14 protein-coding genes are annotated in these 17,125 nt (G+C 39.0%); 8 read left to right on the plus strand and 6 right to left on the minus strand.

Annotated elements, in window-relative coordinates:
* Positions 1 to 152: 152 nt before the first annotated feature.
* Both ACF3OC_RS12475 and ACF3OC_RS12480 read right to left on the minus strand, forming a co-directional pair.
* Entirely contained in the window at positions 153 to 3,551 is a 3,399-nt protein-coding gene (locus ACF3OC_RS12475; protein ID WP_094258880.1) for a DUF1080 domain-containing protein, read from the minus strand.
* Positions 3,552 to 3,563: 12 nt separating this feature from the next.
* Positions 3,564 to 4,835, minus strand: coding sequence for a Gfo/Idh/MocA family oxidoreductase (locus ACF3OC_RS12480; RefSeq protein ID WP_094258879.1), 1,272 nt, complete (start codon positions 4,833 to 4,835; stop codon positions 3,564 to 3,566).
* 512 nt (positions 4,836 to 5,347) lie between these two features.
* Here ACF3OC_RS12480 and ACF3OC_RS12485 point away from each other — a divergent pair.
* Genes ACF3OC_RS12485 through ACF3OC_RS12495 form a run of 3 tightly spaced genes read left to right on the plus strand, consistent with a single transcriptional unit; the run spans position 5,348 to position 9,190 of the window.
* Entirely contained in the window at positions 5,348 to 6,916 is a 1,569-nt protein-coding gene (locus ACF3OC_RS12485; RefSeq protein WP_094258878.1) for a glycerol-3-phosphate dehydrogenase/oxidase, read from the plus strand.
* 24 nt (positions 6,917 to 6,940) lie between these two features.
* The gene (gene glpK / locus ACF3OC_RS12490) at positions 6,941 to 8,434 is read left to right on the plus strand and encodes a glycerol kinase GlpK (protein ID WP_094258877.1); all 1,494 of its coding nucleotides are present in this window, start codon (positions 6,941 to 6,943) and stop codon (positions 8,432 to 8,434) included.
* Positions 8,435 to 8,464: 30 nt separating this feature from the next.
* A complete protein-coding gene (locus ACF3OC_RS12495; protein ID WP_094258876.1) occupies positions 8,465 to 9,190 on the plus strand; it encodes an MIP/aquaporin family protein in 726 nt (241 codons plus the stop codon).
* A 143-nt stretch (positions 9,191 to 9,333) separates the two neighbouring features.
* Here ACF3OC_RS12495 and ACF3OC_RS12500 read toward each other — a convergent pair whose 3' ends face one another.
* On the minus strand, positions 9,334 to 10,194 hold the full coding sequence (locus tag ACF3OC_RS12500; protein ID WP_094258875.1) for a mechanosensitive ion channel family protein: 861 nt from the start codon (positions 10,192 to 10,194) through the stop codon (positions 9,334 to 9,336).
* An 87-nt stretch (positions 10,195 to 10,281) separates the two neighbouring features.
* On the opposite strand from ACF3OC_RS12500, the gene ACF3OC_RS12505 reads away from it, so the two are divergent.
* Positions 10,282 to 11,451, plus strand: coding sequence for a cysteine desulfurase family protein (locus tag ACF3OC_RS12505; RefSeq protein WP_094258874.1), 1,170 nt, complete (start codon positions 10,282 to 10,284; stop codon positions 11,449 to 11,451).
* A gap of 72 nt (positions 11,452 to 11,523) precedes the next feature.
* Positions 11,524 to 11,850, plus strand: a complete 327-nt coding sequence (locus ACF3OC_RS12510; RefSeq protein WP_093097436.1) for an iron-sulfur cluster assembly accessory protein — start codon at positions 11,524 to 11,526, stop codon at positions 11,848 to 11,850.
* A gap of 36 nt (positions 11,851 to 11,886) precedes the next feature.
* Here the strand turns inward: ACF3OC_RS12510 and ACF3OC_RS12515 are convergent, their stop codons facing one another.
* From ACF3OC_RS12515 to ACF3OC_RS12525, 3 genes are read right to left on the minus strand one after another with little or no spacing between them, the layout of a single operon-like run.
* Positions 11,887 to 12,957 (minus strand): DUF3810 domain-containing protein, encoded by a 1,071-nt coding sequence (locus ACF3OC_RS12515; RefSeq protein ID WP_094258873.1) that lies wholly within the window; start codon positions 12,955 to 12,957, stop codon positions 11,887 to 11,889.
* A gap of 2 nt (positions 12,958 to 12,959) precedes the next feature.
* Positions 12,960 to 14,015 (minus strand): nucleoid-associated protein, encoded by a 1,056-nt coding sequence (locus ACF3OC_RS12520; protein ID WP_392469299.1) that lies wholly within the window; start codon positions 14,013 to 14,015, stop codon positions 12,960 to 12,962.
* 7 nt (positions 14,016 to 14,022) lie between these two features.
* Positions 14,023 to 14,928, minus strand: coding sequence for a histone deacetylase (locus ACF3OC_RS12525; RefSeq protein ID WP_318271602.1), 906 nt, complete (start codon positions 14,926 to 14,928; stop codon positions 14,023 to 14,025).
* A gap of 416 nt (positions 14,929 to 15,344) precedes the next feature.
* Between ACF3OC_RS12525 and ACF3OC_RS12530 the strand changes: the two genes are divergently transcribed.
* The 3 genes from ACF3OC_RS12530 to ACF3OC_RS12540 are packed head-to-tail and all read left to right on the plus strand — an operon-like array spanning position 15,345 to position 17,084.
* Positions 15,345 to 15,671: a hypothetical protein gene (locus ACF3OC_RS12530; protein WP_392469300.1), complete on the plus strand. Its 327-nt coding sequence runs from the start codon at positions 15,345 to 15,347 to the stop codon at positions 15,669 to 15,671.
* Positions 15,672 to 15,711: 40 nt separating this feature from the next.
* A complete protein-coding gene (locus tag ACF3OC_RS12535) occupies positions 15,712 to 16,368 on the plus strand; it encodes a TatD family hydrolase (RefSeq protein ID WP_392469301.1) in 657 nt (218 codons plus the stop codon).
* The gene (locus tag ACF3OC_RS12540) at positions 16,365 to 17,084 is read left to right on the plus strand and encodes a ThiF family adenylyltransferase (protein WP_094258869.1); all 720 of its coding nucleotides are present in this window, start codon (positions 16,365 to 16,367) and stop codon (positions 17,082 to 17,084) included. The genes ACF3OC_RS12535 and ACF3OC_RS12540 overlap by 4 nt, the downstream gene beginning before the upstream one ends.
* The last annotated feature ends 41 nt before the right edge of the window (positions 17,085 to 17,125 follow it).

The following is a 17,125-nucleotide window of genomic DNA, read 5'->3' on the forward strand; positions in this document are numbered from 1 at the left end:
CCGAGGGAGATCCGATAGCATTCCGCTAGAACATATAATTAGACCAAAATAATTCCCGAAGTGGAGTAAAATGAGCCTAAAAATCTGACAATAAATTAGACATAAAAAAAAGCGCCAGTAAATACTGGCGCTTTTCTATAAAAAATGATTAACTATAATTTTTTCACTCGGATATTTCTAAGGAATACTTCCGTACCATGTCCTAAGAAACCAATGTGACCAGAGTTATTCTTTAATCCTGGGTGATCTTTTCCATCAGCAGCACCATTTTTAGTTGCTTGCTTCAAATCGGCATCAACGATTACTTTTCCATTGACAGTGACTTTGATTTTATCACCTTGAATACGGATTTCTTCAGTATTCCATTCTCCAACAGGATTTAGGGCGCCACGTTTAGCAGCGATAATACCGTAAACCGATCCGTGATATTGATAAGGTTTCAAATCTTTGTACACATCTGCGCCATCATCCAGGATTTGGATTTCCATACCTGAATAAGCAGCATCTCCATCCAATGGTGTGCGGATTCCTACTCCATTGTTTGCTCCAGGAGTCAATTTAAACTCAAATCTGTAAACGAAGTCAGCATATTCATCTTTCGTGTACAAGTTCTTGCCGAATTTAGCATCTGGATTCGAACGGATGTATCCTTCAGGTGTAATCTCATAAGCCGGAGTACTCGTCCACTTATCTAAATTCGTTCCATCAAATAATAGGTCAAATCCTTCTTGCTTCTCTTGATTGCTTAAAGTATAAACTTCCTTACGAGCGATTTCCTTGATATAGATATCACGGTACCATACTCGTGAACCATGTGCTTGAAGTTCGATTTGCTCCGTTGGGAAAATAGATTGATTGCGGTCCCAGTAGTTTTCCAATGGTACATTGTCCACCACTAATTCACCATTCAACCATACAGAAACATCCTCACCAACCATTTTGATTTTAAAGGTATTCCATTCTCCTAAGGCGTTGTCCGCAACTTTGATTGGATCTTTGGCATTCTTGGCGTTGTTATACAAACCACCAGAACCTACCTGCGCTCCTACTTCAACTCTGGAAATATCCCAGATCTGAACTTGTGGAGTTCCTCTCAAATAGATACCTGCATCTGGTTCTTTACCATTAGGGTCCAATTTCCAGTCTACCAACATTTCGAAATCGCCATACTTTTTAATCGATGCGATGTTATCTCCATGTCCACTGAACACTAAATCGCCATTCTCGGCAGTCCAGCTTTCACGCATTTTCTTATCGGCTTCAACCTGTTTCTTTGCCAGTTCAGCTTTTGACATGTTAGCACGTTTGATTGGATTTTCAACCAACCCTTGCCAGCCTGTCAAATCCTTACCATTGAACATGGAAACATAGCCCTCACCACTTGGCATTTCTGCTAAGTGACGAACAATAGCTTCCTTTAGGTATGAACTTTCACTTCCTGATAATTTTGTTGCCGCATCATTTAAGATTTGACGAACCTCAGGACCAATAAAAGCTTTATTATCCATCGCGATATTCATGGCTACATTCGTTGCTGCTCCACCTAATTGAGCATCATTCATGTATTTTGCCGCGAACATTAAGGCTTGGTAAGTTCCCGTAGACTGTAAGTTTGATAAGGCAGCTGATTTTTGCTTGTTATCTTGAGCCAATGCAAAAGCATCTTTCAACAATAGAGTCTTCTGATCAGGATTAACATTACTAGCATTTAATTGCTTGATTAATCCATTGAAGATGCTGCTAAATAATGCTGGATCCTTTTCAGTTTTTGATAAACGAATCAATACCGGTAAAGATTCAGAATTTGACCAGTTTGCAAGAGCCTGAATAGATTCAGCTTTTAACGGGCCATTACTTGACACATAATTTTCAACCGCTTTTAAAGCTTCAGAACCACCTACCCCAGCAAATATTGGGAAGTATTTCCCTGCTGAAGGCGCTGCAGAACGAGAAATGTTAGCAGCTAGACGTTGGATTTTAGCATCCTTGTCCGGGCTAGCATTGATAGCATCAATCGCTGCTTGTTGTGCATATTTTAACTCCTCTCCAGAAGCGTTATCCAATAATTGGATTACAGCATCAAGGTTATCAGGATTTACGGTATTTGATAGAGCTTTAAAAGCAGCCAATCTAACCGCTGCATCCGAAGAAGCAGTTAAAGGCAATACAGCAGCTGAAGAAGAAGGGTTGGTTCTATGACTCAACACATCCAATAAAGCAACCTGTGTTTTCGCATCCGCAGTTGCTAATGCGCCATTGACAGCATCCATTGCGGCTTTATCCTGAGAAGATAAAAGCAAGGTTTTAATAACTGCCAATTCCTTTTCAGAAGCATTCGGGATCTGTTGGATCAGGAATGCTGAATTTGTGCCTTTAGATAATACCGAAAGTGCATTTAAGGCAGCAATCTTAGCTTCTTCATCTTTTAAAGCTGGAAAGCTTTTTTCGATGGCTTTGATAGATCCAGTTGCATCTTCAGTCGCCAGGAAATTCAATACACTCTCTTGTGCATCGCCATCCAATTTTCTCAATGAACCGGCCAACTTCACCAAGTCACTTGCTTTCGCTTCATCAGCCAATAAGTTCAATGCAACATTACGAAGCAATTTATCTTCGTTAGAAGCTAATTTTATCAATTGCTTCTTTTGTTTAGCTGGATTGATTGAAGTTAATACAGAGATAGCACCAGCTTGGATGGTTGGCGCTTTAAATGCCGTAGCATTTTTATATAATGCGGTTGCAAAACGAGTTGCTTCAGCATCTTTATCTTTTTTCGCCAAGCTTTCAGCATAATCCACTGCCAAACTAGCGGCATTGGTTTTATCATACTGGTAACTCTTCTCTTCCACCTTTTTCAGGAATGTTTCAGAAGAATTCACTCCGCCGATTTTACTCAATGCAGTTAAAGCCGCCAACTGGAAATTATCAGAGTTATATTTTGAAATCAATTCGATGATTTTTGCCTCAGCATCAGCTGATTCCAGTTCTCCTAATGCAGTAACAATAGCAGTCGCTGTTTTTTCCGTTGAGGAGCTATTCAATGCAGCATTCAGTGCAGATGCAGCTTCAGGAGTATGGATAGCGTTCAGAACGCGAGCAGCTTTCTCTGCTAATTCTTCATCGGCCAGGTATGGCGCAACCTTATCGATGGCATCGTTCTTAGCACAGAATTTCAACACTTCAAAAACATAACCTTTATTGTTTTTGTCGGTCAATTTATCCAAGGCATCCAATAATCCTTTCACATAGGTAGCACGTTGGCTCTCCATGTTAGGTTGCATCACGAAAAATGCATAGGAATTGGTTGCATATTCTACAGGGGCATTATTACCTCCTTGTGGTTTTAAGCCTAATAAGAGCGCAGAAACATCTTCAGAAGTAAATCCTTCCAATTCTTTCATGGCCATAATGAACTTGGCTTGTTCTTCAGCAGGTTGTTGCGCCAATACATCAGCAATCTTGGTCGCCGTAGTCCGGCCTGAAGGTTGTTGAGCATAAGCTGCAACTTGTAAAAATAATAATGCGGCTATCGTGTTAAATACTTTTTTCATGTTTTGTCGGTATTAGAAAGACCAAGGTCCTCTCATTGGCTGGTTAATCAATCTGTTGGCTGCTTCATCGTTTACAAACTCTTGCTTTGCAGAATCATAATGTAAGGTTCTGTTCAATCGCAATGCGGCAAGGCCTAAGTTTACCAATGTACAAGAGTAATACCCGTTTTCTTCGTTCAGCGCAAATTTTTGACGCGTACGAACTGCTTCCACGAAGTCTGTAATCTGCGGAGCAGGATCTGGATATTGTGCTAATTTGCGTTCCAAATCAGGAATATCAGAAACAAAGCCTTTGTATAATTTTCCATTTGGACCTTCGATATAGGCTTTTCCTTCTTCAGTACCTTCCCCATCCAGGATGATTTGACATCCATCAGCATAGGTATAGGTGATTTTTCTCCAGGTACCTACAGCATCGGAGTGTTGTTGAGGAGCATCCACTTCAATCTTCACTGGGCTTTCATTGTCTTTACCTAGGAAATATTGAACTGGGTCCATATAGTGCTGACCCATATCTCCAAGACCACCACCGTCATAATCCCAGTAACCTCTAAACGTTAAGTGCGTACGGTGTGAGCTATACGGTTTATGCGGAGCAGGTCCTAACCACATTTCATAATCAAGTTCTTTAGGCACCTGTTCAACAGGAAGGTTAGTTTTACCTACCCAGTAGAATTTCCAGTCGAAACCAGTATGTTTACTGATAGTCACTTTCAGTGGCCATCCCAACATACCTGTATCCACTAATTTTTTAATTTTCTTCACTGGTACGTTCATGCCATAGAAATTAGCATCAAAACGGAACCAGGTATTTAATCTAAAAATATTACCATGTTGTTTTACAGCTTCTTTCACTTTCTTACCTTCACCGATAGTTCTGGTCATTGGTTTTTCACACCAGATATCTTTTCCAGAGCGAGCTGCTTCTACTGCCATTAATCCGTGCCAATGTGGAGGAGTTGCGATATGGACGATATCTACTTCAGGATTAGAGATTAAATCGCGGAAGTCATGGTGTTCTTTGATACCACCGCCCAAAGCTTTTTGAGCTAATGCTAAATGTCTAGTGTCAACATCACAGATTGCAACCGTTTTAGTACCGGCATAAGCAAAGTGACCTCTACCCATTGACCCTACTCCGATCACCCCTTTAGTCAGGTGGTCGCTAGGTGCTAGGTAGCCCTTTCCAAGTACAAAACGAGGCACAATAGTAAATGCTGCTGCCCCAATCAACGATTTCTTGATGAAATCGCGCCTAGAAGTATTATTATTGTTTTCTTTCATAAAATTTATGATTCAATCGGATATAACAAACTAATCTAATGCTTGGAATCCCCCTATTTTGGGTTCATCTTGCAGCAAAAAATCGGATTATTGTATCATAAAAATTGTATAAATAGATTTAGTTTCACAATTGTAGGAAAACTTTTCAGTTTTCATTTATCACATTCAGTCATAACTTTATTATTTATCGCCAAACCTCCTTATCAGTTCTCTACAAAACCTAAACAAACGTTTGCGTAAATGAATTATTACTTTCGCCAATACAACCCATCTGCCCAGACATGCAATAAAACAATATTAAAGATAATTTAAGAAAAATAAATAAAAATAACTGAGGTATTCGCAGGTAAAATGTATGGATAATAGACTCAAAAATAACAAATTATTTAAGATTAAAAACTGAAATACAGGGATTTTTACAGAAAAATATGCCCATTAAATTATTATTAACTCAAATGAATAGGATTCATTTCTTCTTAAAATTTCTTACATTTAGCATAAAACACATTTAGATGCTCGCTGTAATCAATAGATCTGATCAACTCAATACATTAAAAGAAGCAATCGTTTGGGACCTAATAATCATCGGTGGAGGTGCCACCGGATTAGGCACTGCAGTAGACGCTGCGAGTCGAGGTTTCAAGGTATTATTAATAGAAAAATATGACTTTGCGAAAGGAACATCCAGTAAAAGCACCAAATTAGTTCATGGTGGAGTTCGATACTTAGCAAATGGGGATATAAAACTCGTTATGGGTGCCCTCCGCGAAAGAGGATTAATTTTCAAAAATGCTCCGCATGTCTCTTCGGTTCAATCTTTTATTATTCCTGTCTACTCTACCTTCAGTAAATTAAAATATCTTATTGGCCTGAAGCTTTATGATTGGCTGGCCGGCAGTCTTCGGATTGGTAATTCCGAAGGACTTTCCAAGGCCGAAGTGATCCAAAAGCTACCGCATATCAATCCGAAGAATTTAAAAGGCGGCATCCTTTATTATGATGGTCAATTTGATGATGCCCGTTTAGCGGTGAATCTTGGACAGACTGCCATTGAACATGGCGCGACAGTTTTGAACTATGTGGAAGCCATTGAAATTCATAAGGATGAAAAAGGGTTAGTGAATGGATTAACCGTAAGAGATACTGAAAGTAATGAAACCTATTCGCTTAAAGCTAAGTCTGTTATTAATGCAACTGGTGTCTTTGTGGATGATATTTTGAAGTTAGATTCGCCTACTCATAAAAACCTCGTTCGGCCAAGTCAAGGGTCACATATCGTTATCGATCGTAAATTTTTGGATGGCATAGATGCCCTGATGATTCCTGAAACTAGTGATGGAAGAGTACTCTTTGGAGTTCCTTGGCATGGAAAGGTGCTCTTGGGAACCACGGATATTCCCATCAAGGAACATATGATAGAACCTAGGCCGATGGAAGATGAGATAAACTTTATTTTGGAAACCGCGGATAGTTATTTAGATCCAGCTCCGAAAAGAGAAGATATCTTGGCTATATATGCGGGTTTACGGCCTCTGGCGGCTCCAAAGGATGATGATGAAAGTACTAAGGAGATTTCCAGGGATCACAAATTAATCCGTAGTGAATCTAACCTGATTACCATTACTGGTGGAAAATGGACTACCTATCGCAAGATGGCAGAAGACACGGTGGATATGGCAATTCAAGTTGCGGGATTAAAAGATGTTCCTTGCAAGACCAAAAACCTAGAAATCCATGGCTCCACCCCTGATGTGTATCATGCCCATTGGAATCTTTACGGCAAGGATTATCAAGCTATCCAACACTTGATCCAAGAGGATGAATCGCTGCGTGAATTATTAGTTGAGGGATATGAATACAACGCTGCTGAAGTTGTTTGGGCCTGCCGATACGAGATGATCCGTAAGGTAGAAGATTTTCTAGCACGTAGATGTCGATTACTCCTATTGGATGCTAAGGCTTCCATTGAAGCTGCACCTAAAGTTGCAGAAATCATGGCCAAGGAATTGGGGAAATCAGCAGAGTGGACACAAAAAGAAGTTAACCAATACATTGAATTAGCTAAACGCTACATGTTATAATTCAATATCTTATAAAATTAAATAATGAAAGAATATATCATAGCATTAGACCAAGGTACGACCAGTTCAAGAGCCATCTTATTCAACAAGAAGGGTGATATTGTCAATATTGCGCAAAAGGAATTTCAGCAGATTTATCCGAAATCAGGATGGGTGGAGCATGACCCTCAGGAAATTTGGTCCAGCCAAATGGCGGTATTCACTGAAGTCTTAACGAAGTCCAAAACCAAATTGGAATCCATAAAAGGAATCGGTATTACCAATCAAAGGGAGACTACGGTAGTTTGGAATCGCCGAACCGGAGAGCCTATCTACAATGCTATTGTATGGCAAGATCGCCGAACTGCAGACTATTGTGCGCAACTGATCAAGGAAGGTCATTTGGAAAAGGTTCAGGAAAAAACCGGATTATTAATCGATTCGTATTTTTCTGCAACCAAGATAAAATGGATTTTGGACCATGTTAAAGGGGCCAGAAAGCTTGCTGAACGCAATGAATTGGCTTTTGGGACGATTGATTCATGGTTGATTTGGAATTTGACCAATGGTGAGAAGCATGTTACGGATGTGACGAATGCTTCCAGGACCATGTTATATAATATTAATGATTTGAGCTGGGATAAGGATTTATTGAAGTTATTTGATATCCCAGAATCCTTATTACCGGAAGTAAAAAGTTCTTCTGAAGTCTACGGGGAGACTTCTACGGAATTGGGCAGTCGTCCTATCCCAATTGCGGGGATTGCTGGGGATCAACAAGCGGCCTTATTTGGCCAAATGTGTCTTAAGAAAGGGATGGCGAAGAATACCTATGGCACAGGCTGTTTTTTATTGATGAATATTGGTAACAAGCCTGTAAAGTCGGAGAACAAGTTGGTAACGACCATCGGTTGGAAGATTGGAAAAGAGGTGGTTTATGCCCTGGAGGGTAGTATTTTCATTGGAGGAGCCGTTGTTCAATGGTTACGGGATGAGTTGAAGATCATCAAGAAATCCAGTGATATTGAAGCCTTAGCGACATCCGTGGAAGACACCGATGGGGTTTATTTGGTACCGGCCTTTGCAGGCCTTGGGGCTCCGCATTGGGACCCAAATGCCCGAGGAACGATTTTCGGAATTTCCAGAGGGACCACCGATGCCCATATTGCAAGAGCGGCCATTGAAAGCATTGCTTATCAGACGCATGACATCTTGAAAGCCATGGAAGCTGATTCAAACACCAAAATCAAGGAATTACGCGTTGATGGTGGAGCGACTCAAAATCAATTCTTATTGCAATTCCAGGCAGATATTTTAAAATCAACTGTAGTAAAACCTAAAATCACCGAAACTACAGCAATGGGAGCTGCATTCTTAGCCGGTTTAGCAGTTGGATTCTGGAAGGACCTTGAGGAATTACAAGCCCTATGGCAAGAGGACAAACGGATTGAGAGCAATAAATCCATGAAATTGGCAAAGAATCTGGAAGAATGGAAACGTGCAGTCAATGCCGTTATCTACTGGTCGAATCATTCATAAATTATAGAAACAAATAACTAAACCTAATATATGTCACCATTTATAGCTGAACTAGTCGGCACGGCAGTTATGATTCTCCTGGGTGGAGGTGTTGTTGCCAATGTAGTCTTAAACAAAACCAAAGGAAATGATTCAGGTTGGATCGTTATTACGACCGCTTGGGCATTAGCTGTATTTGTAGGGGTAAATATTGCAGCGCCATATTCTGGAGCACATTTAAACTGTGCAGTTACGATTGCTAACCTTGCCTTGGGTAAAATGGACCTTGCTACTTCCCTATCCTATATAGGCGCACAATTTCTTGGAGCCATGATCGGAGCTTCAGTTGTTTGGTTGGTCTATAAAAACCACTTTGATGCGACGGAAGATCCAGGTGCAAAAAGAGCGGTATTTTGTACAGAACCGGCGATTCGCAATCAGTCAATCAATTTAATCTCAGAGATCGTAGGTACCTTTGTGTTGATATTTACCATTCTTCATTTTACAGATGCGAAATTATCCGATGAATCGATTGTCGGATTAGGCTCGATTGGAGCGATTCCAGTTGCATTTTTAGTATGGGTGATTGGTTTATCTTTGGGTGGAACTACAGGCTATGCCATCAACCCTGCAAGGGATTTAGGCCCTAGGATCATGCATTCCATCTTACCGATCAAAAACAAGGCAGGATTCGATGCTGGATATGCATGGGTTCCGGTTCTTGGTCCAATTATTGGGGCTTTATTGGCGGTAGGATTAAATTTACTGATTCATTAAAAAGAATATGAAAAAGGGACTCTTTAAATTTTTGAATAAAATCAATCAAAAAGTATTGCCACGCTATAGCAAGGAGGATCCCTCTAAACTAAGTAAGCTACAACAGGCTGTTGTAGCTTACCGATATTACGTTTTAATAAATTCTATGGATTAGGGAATAACTTATTTTCCGTTTCATCCGAAGGTGTTTCATCAATTATTTTAACAATATTGGATGGAAATACCACATTCTTACCATCCAAAACAGCTTTAATTTCTTCTGCCATTTGATTTTTGGTAGCCCAAAATACTTCGCGATTCGCCCAGGCACGAACAACCAAGCTAATCCCAGTTTCTTTTAAATCCCCTACAATCACTTCCTTTTTGGGAGCATCCAAGATTCTCTCATCCGCATTTAATACCGAAAGAATAGCTTCTCGAGCCGTTTTAATATTCGTATCATAAGATAATACGAAGGTAAACTGCATTCTTCTAGCCGTGATTTTGGTGTAATTCTTAATGACCGAATTTGCTAAAGTTCCATTAGGACTAAAAACACGGATACCATCATCATCGATTATTGTCGTATACAATAAATCGATTCTCTCCACAGATCCCGAGGAACCGTTAGCACTGGAAATATAATCACCGACATCAAAAGGTCTAAATACCAAAATCAATACACCACCGGCAAAATTTGATAAACTTCCCTGTAATGCCATACCAACTGCTAATCCAAAAGCAGACAAGGCCGCAATAAAGGAAGTTGTTTCAATGCCCATGGTATTTGCCACTGTCAGGATCAACAGGGCATACATCGCAAATTTCATTAAGCTTTTGATGAAAGAACGGATAGAAATATCCACATCCTTCTTGACAAATCGCTTATCGACAAAATTCAATACGAATTTGATTAGGTATCGACCAATAAATAGTATAAAAAATCCAACCGCTATGCTTGGGATCTTAAGTAATACCAGATCAAATAATTTCTCTAAGCTAGATTCAATGTTTGCAAAGCTCATTTTTCGTTTTATGATAAATTAGCTTCAAAAATAAAAAAATACTGATTCATTCTGCAAAAGGCCTAATATTTTAAATAACTTTAACATATGGACTATTGCTACTTTGACAATAATGCGACCAGCAAAATAGATGAGGATGTTTTTGAAGCCATGTTGCCCTATTTGAAAGATGCTTATGGAAATGCTTCCAGCGTTCAGCATAAAATGGGTAGACAAGCCAATCATGCAGTTGAAAAAGCGCGAATTCAGGTAGCAGAACTATTAAATGCGAATCCCAAGGAAATCTATTTTACCTCTGGTGCCACTGAATCCATCAATACGGTGATCAAAGGGATCAGCAAAGCCTACCAATCTAAAGGAAATCATATTATTACTTCCAGTATTGAACATAAGGCGGTATTAAGCTGTTGTGATGCAGTACTTAAGGATGGAATGGAAGTCAGTTATTTGCCGGTGAATAAATTGGGAGTCATTGATTTGGAGGTTTTTAAGGAAAGCATTCAGGAGCAGACTGTTCTGGTTAGCATCATTGCAGCCAATAACGAGACTGGCGTTTTGCAACCGATTCAGGAAATTGCAAGGATATGCCAGGAAAGGGATATCTTATTTTTCTGTGATGCCACGCAATGGATTGGGAAAATCCCACTTGATCTGAGTCAGATTCCAATCGATATCCTCTGCTTAAGTGCACATAAAATGCATGGTCCCAAAGGAATTGGAGCATTATTTATTCGCAGAAAAAGTAAGCCTATTCAAATTCCTTCGTTGATCATTGGTGGAAATCAAGAAGGTGGATTTCGTGGCGGTACCTACCCTGTTCATCAGATAGTCGGTTTGGGTGAAGCGGCAGCACGGGTTAATTTTAACCTTGAAACAAGTGATATCAGGGATTATTTTGAGAAAAGACTGATCGAAGAAATTGAAGAAGCAGAAATCAGGACCTTGAATACGGATCGATTACCCAATACCAGCAATATCCATATTAAATATGTCCGGGGTTCTGAATTAATGACGAAATTACCCAATATTGCTATTTCATCGGGTTCAGCTTGTGTTTCAGGGAGCAGAGACCCTTCCCATGTATTAAAAGCGATGGGATATACAGATGAAGAAGCATTCTGTAGTCTTCGATTTAGTTTCAGCAAATACAATACTAAGGCAGAAATCGACTATGCCATCCAGGAAATAAAAACCGCGACAGCTAATATTCGGCAACATTCACCAATTTGGGAAATGTACAAGGAAGGATTAATTTGACAGAAGTCAGATGATTATTATCAATTATGAATTTAGATTTATGTATTTTTGTAAATCATTAAAGGAAGACTTATGGTTACCGTAACAGATAAAGCGAAAGAGCGTATTAGTGCAATTATAAAGGAAGAGAACTACGATAACACTTATTTTGTTCGTGTTGCTGTAGAGAGTGGAGGTTGTTCAGGATTATCATACAAATTGAACTTCGATAATGAAGAGAAAAAAGGTGATCAATTCTTTGAAGACAATGGCGTAAAGATTTGTTTGGATATCAAATCCTATCTTTACTTGGCAGGAACAGAATTGGATTATACTGATGGATTGACAGGAAAGGGATTTGAATTTCACAATCCAAATGCTTCCAGAACCTGTGCATGTGGTGAAAGCTTCTCCGTATAAACGGCAAAAGATATTATTATTACAAAAGGCAAACGGTTAGTTTGCCTTTTGTTTTTCATAAGCTATGATCAGGCGGCTGACCATTCCATATCGAGCCATTCCCTCGGCTTGATTATTATGTTTCAAGTATTGATTATAGAATACTGCGGAAATATCGGAAATCCATCCGGAGTAATTCTTCCAATATTCCTGTTCGGATTTAATATCCGCCACAACTAAAGGTGATAATTTTGCTTTATAGGATTCAAACAGGGATTTATCGACCAAATACAAGGTTCTAAGCAGATAATTCACGCTTTCGTAATATGCTGAATACTGGAACGAAGGTTTTGGATTTTCCTTCATTTTGACGAAAGCGATAAAATTACATTCATCCTCAAAACCTATTCCCATCTGATGGGAAAGTTCATGGGCGACCGTAAAAGGATATGAAGGCAATGGCATTTCGGTATTGACATGTGCTTCATTGCTGAAGGGGTTAAAATATCCAGAAACCCCAAAATAAGAAGCCATAGGTCCAATGAAAGGTGATTTTATCTTCACTTGCGTTTTTGACAACATAGTAAATGTCTGGTCCTCCTTCATGATTTGTTGTACTTCCAGATCAATTTTATTGCGGTCTTGATTTTCGAAATTTATTTCTCCCCTGAGTTGATTCGCCCGATTGATATGAGAATCCAGAACTGACAAATGATCTTCCAAGAGGACCGTATCCACCTTAAGGTTCATTTGCTTACTGACAGGAATTCGATAATAATTGAGCGCCCATGCCGAGTAGAAAAACACATATACAGTAAGTAAAACCGCAACAAATTTCAGAAACTGCTGCCCTGCAAGTGCAAATTTCTTTTTGAACAAAAGGAAAATAGACTTGAGTAAAATCAGACCTAAGGCAATAAAAATAATGGCATAAATCAAATCCCCAATACTGAACGGAATCCATCCGAAAAGGAATTTTGGCAAATGAGCATAGATAGGATAAAATCCGCGACTATAATAATATTCGACCCATTCCGAATTGGATTGGAAGATCTGCAGGCCAATAATCAACAATATACAAATGCCTATCCATTTGTAATACCTCCTATTTGACCGTCTTTCCTTCATAATTAATCTTCGTTTTCGAAATAAAGCTTGTAATAATTCATGCCCTTGTCTTCATCATATCCTTTCTCCAATAACTCGCGCTTACCATGAACATAGATATGGAAGTTTTTATCCAATTTCAATACAGATTTATAACTGCTTGCCATTTTCTTCACTGCAGGAGCAGCAATATCAAAGTTGGACTGAAAAGCTGTTTCAAATTCATCCTCGAAATTGCTCTTATAATCCTTGAATAAGGAAATAGCATCTGGGTTTCCGATTACCTCCTCATTGAATTCATTTTCATCAAAGGTTTCCTTGGTTTTAAAGTAATTCATGGAGCGGTTCATCAAGTCGATTTTATCGGCTTTATCCATATCAAAAACCTCATCAATTTTATCATTGACAAAGTTCTTGTAAACCTTCAAAAGGTTCCCTGTTTGTTGATAATTATCATTTCTGGTTTTTAGTTTCAAGAAATCATCCTTCCAATAAACGGCTTCAGAACCATTGGTCTGGTCTACACATAAAACCTTATATCCTTCTTCCTCTTCCACATTGACGATAACAACCCCTTTATCCAGTTTATTGATATTGATTGCTTTCTCTTCATAGTTTACCCCTAAGCCAGCAGCTTCTGAATAAACTTTTAAGTATGCTTCTTTATTTTCTGATTTAAAGATTCCGATCGCCTTATGCTCCTCACCTTCCAGTTGCACATTATCCAAGGCAACCACATACAATTCCCCAGATTTGATTTTCGGGTGTTCAGTCACTTCGTACAGGAATTTGGCGATGGATTTTGAAAATTCCAAGAAGCCTAGCTCGCCTTTAAAATATTGCCTGGAGAAGTAAAATACTTCATTGAGCTCCAGGGTATCATTGGGATGATAGAAGCGAAAAACCTCATTTGCTTTAGCAAAAGGCTTCATGAAATATTGCATCAATAAATCCGCCAATACTTCATCGGATTTAACATCAACTTCTTCTTCAGATAGGGTAAAATACTCGTCTTGGCTCTTATTTCCGACATGATGAATAATCAGGTTCAGGAAATTGGCATCTTGGTGAAAAAACATAATCTCTTTATAAATCGTAAATATCTATTGCTGTTCTGTAGGTGTTCACATGGGCATTGACAATATCCTTAATATGATATGAATAGCCACCGCCCATGCTCACTTCAACAGGAACATTAAATTCTTTGCAGTTTTGGAATACTAATTCATCCCTTTTTTGGCATCCTGCCATGGTCAATTTAAACTTTCCCAATTTATCGGTTGCCAACACATCTACTCCAGATTGAAAATATACAAAATCAGGCTCGATTTCTTGAAATAAACGTGGAAGAGTTTCATTTAACAGGGATAAATATTCTTCATCCTCCACCCCATCTGCTAAAGGAATATCGATATGTGATTTTTCCTTTTTAAATGGGAAATTCTTTTCCCCATGGATGGAGAAAGTAATAATATCTGGGTGTCCTTCAAAAATATGAGCAGTACCATTACCCTGATGGACATCTAAGTCGATAATCAAGATTTTCTTGGCAAGACCTGAATGATACAGGTAAGCGGCGGCGACAGCTTGATCATTGAGCAGACAAAATCCTTCACCGAAGTCGCGTCCAGCGTGATGAGTTCCTCCGGCGGTATTAAATGACACCCCTGTCTTGATGGCTTCAAGCGAGGCTTTAATACTTCCATCGATTAAATAACGCTCGCGTTCCACCAGAGATTGAGTCATTGGAAAACCAATTCTTCGGATCATTTTAGGGTCGAGGCGAAGGTTTAGTAAATCGTCAGTATATTGCTTATCATGAGCCAAATAGATAATCTCCTTATCTACCAGTTCAGGTTCAAAGAAGGAATCCTTGGACACTAATCCTTCGTAAATTAATTGTTCAGGAATAAGCTCATATTTCATCATTGGGAAACGATGTCCTTCGGGTAAAGGTTGGATATAAGCAGTATGATGGGCGATTTTCAGCAATTCACAAAATTTGAAACGAAGATATGGAATCCTTTATCAATAATAAATCCTTCTCAAAAAATCTTGCTTTCTATTGATTTTATAAAATCATTAACTTAACTTTAGGATAACCCTTAGTTAATTGAAGCTCATTTGGTTACTCAGGAGTTTACCATTATAAACGATATAAAACAGGAGGACCTATGTTCAACAAAAAAAACAACTCCTCAAAAAGTGATTCTGAGGGATCATGGAAACATCCATTTATTAAAAACATCCGAGAAAAACTTCGTAAACAAAGTCAACAGGATAATATGCGCCTTATTATGGAACATTTAAGGTCCAATAATTTTGTTTTTAGCAATAATTAACGCAATCTGAAAAACGAAACTGCTCTAATTCTGTTATAAGGGTATATACCTAAATAGCGTAGCCTTATGATTATAGATATCAATTCTCTATTAGGAGCAGAAATTGTCAAAACAGAAGAGGATTCTCGGTCCCAAACACTCATAGTCACTTTGCTATTGGACGATGATTCGGGTCATCATGAAATGGAACGGAAGATGAAATTCGATCAGGTTACCCATTATTCACGATCGGAAATAGCGCATGAAGGCTATCCTGTAATTTTGGAAATTTCAGAGTCAGTTCCTGACATTGAAAAGAATTTTGATAATGACAATAACCGGAAAAGGTTTAAGATTGATACCACCTCAGGTATTATAATTCTTGAATTTGAAAGATGCGAAATAATGGATTAGTTTTTGCGACTTATATCATTAGTTTTGGATAAAAATCAACATGTTGCTAATTGATATTCACACCCATAAACATTCAGAGCCAGATGCTGGTGTTCTGACGCTTCCCAATGTAATTGTTTCGAAGGAATCAATCTACAGGAAACCTTGCAGTGCTGGGATCCATCCTTGGTATATAGATGCGGATTTTGAGTTACAATTTGAGACCTTAAAGCGGTATCAAGCTCAGGAAGGCGTAATTGCTGTTGGGGAGTGTGGGTTGGACAAGTTGACTGCTACCCCTTGGGAGCGGCAAGTGATGGCTTTTGAACGCCAGATTGAGCTGGCCAATGAGCTTAATAAGCCTATCATTATCCATTGTGTCAGGGCTTATTCAGAAGTATTCAGTTCGCTTACAGCTAAACATAATCAGGTTCCTGTGATGATGCATGGATACGCAAAGAACTGGGAATTAGCAGCTACCCTATTAAAACATGGCTATTACCTATCCTTAGGCCCCCATATTCTTAAGGGCGGAATGATGGAGGTTATCCGTCAGATTCCTTTAGATCGTCTTTTCTTAGAATGTGACGATAAGAATGCAAAAATCTCTGAAATTTATGCTTATTTTTGCCGCGCCAGAAAACTGTCTATGCAGGAACTGGAGCAGCAGATCTTGCTGAATTTCAAGAAGGTTTTTAATTATACAATAAAAGAATGATGGATATATCATGGCTCTCTCGGACTGAAGCATTAGTTGGTAGAGAGGCTTTGGAAAAGTTAGCGAACTCCCATGTTATGGTTCTTGGCTTAGGTGGGGTTGGTTCTTTTGCGGCAGAATTTATTGCACGTTCAGGGGTAGGGAAAATGACAATCATTGATGGTGATACCGTAGACCCGAGCAATAGAAACAGACAGTTACCAGCATTGGCTACAAACCACGGAGTAGCAAAAGCTGAAATCATGAAGGAACGTTTATTGGCAATAAATCCAGAACTACAGTTAAATGTTGTTCAGGAGTTTGTATTACCACAGAGTATCCCTGGATTACTGGAATTGAAACCAGATTACTGCGTTGAAGCCATCGATAGTATCACTCCGAAATTATTTTTCATTCGTCGTGCATTGGAAGCTGAAATTCCATTTGTAAGTTCGATGGGTGCAGGTGGGAAATTAGATCCTACAAAAATAAAAGTTGCTGATATTGGAAGTACATTCAATTGTAAACTGGCTCAGCATATCCGTAAGAAACTTAAAAAACACGGGATTAAAAAAGGCGTTAAAGTTGTTTTTTCAACAGAACTGCCTGATAAGGAATCCTTGCTATACACTGACGGAAGTAATTACAAGAAATCAGCTTATGGCACGATGTCTTACCTTCCGGCAGCCTTTGGAGGCACATTGGCTTCGGTGGCCATTAGAGATTTGATGGAATAATAAAGATTTTATACAATAGCAAAGGCTACTGAAATCAGTAG

Origin of the sequence: Sphingobacterium cellulitidis, assembly GCF_043187465.1 — a bacterium.
Classification (GTDB): domain Bacteria; phylum Bacteroidota; class Bacteroidia; order Sphingobacteriales; family Sphingobacteriaceae; genus Sphingobacterium; species Sphingobacterium cellulitidis.

Bases quoted from the DNA above. Each gene is read 5' to 3' on its own strand.
- ACF3OC_RS12520 (WP_392469299.1), bottom strand. From the start codon at position 14,015: ATGTTTTTTCACCAAGATGCCAATTTCCTGAACCTGATTATTCATCAT.
- ACF3OC_RS12535 (WP_392469301.1), top strand. From the start codon at position 15,712: ATGTTGCTAATTGATATTCACACCCATAAACATTCAGAGCCAGATGCT.
- ACF3OC_RS12540 (WP_094258869.1), top strand. From the start codon at position 16,365: ATGATGGATATATCATGGCTCTCTCGGACTGAAGCATTAGTTGGTAGA.
- glpK (WP_094258877.1), top strand. From the start codon at position 6,941: ATGAAAGAATATATCATAGCATTAGACCAAGGTACGACCAGTTCAAGA.
- ACF3OC_RS12480 (WP_094258879.1), bottom strand. From the start codon at position 4,835: ATGAAAGAAAACAATAATAATACTTCTAGGCGCGATTTCATCAAGAAA.
- ACF3OC_RS12505 (WP_094258874.1), top strand. From the start codon at position 10,282: ATGGACTATTGCTACTTTGACAATAATGCGACCAGCAAAATAGATGAG.
- ACF3OC_RS12515 (WP_094258873.1), bottom strand. From the start codon at position 12,957: ATGAAGGAAAGACGGTCAAATAGGAGGTATTACAAATGGATAGGCATT.
- ACF3OC_RS12530 (WP_392469300.1), top strand. From the start codon at position 15,345: ATGATTATAGATATCAATTCTCTATTAGGAGCAGAAATTGTCAAAACA.
- ACF3OC_RS12485 (WP_094258878.1), top strand. From the start codon at position 5,348: ATGCTCGCTGTAATCAATAGATCTGATCAACTCAATACATTAAAAGAA.
- ACF3OC_RS12500 (WP_094258875.1), bottom strand. From the start codon at position 10,194: ATGAGCTTTGCAAACATTGAATCTAGCTTAGAGAAATTATTTGATCTG.
- ACF3OC_RS12475 (WP_094258880.1), bottom strand. From the start codon at position 3,551: ATGAAAAAAGTATTTAACACGATAGCCGCATTATTATTTTTACAAGTT.
- ACF3OC_RS12510 (WP_093097436.1), top strand. From the start codon at position 11,524: ATGGTTACCGTAACAGATAAAGCGAAAGAGCGTATTAGTGCAATTATA.
- ACF3OC_RS12495 (WP_094258876.1), top strand. From the start codon at position 8,465: ATGTCACCATTTATAGCTGAACTAGTCGGCACGGCAGTTATGATTCTC.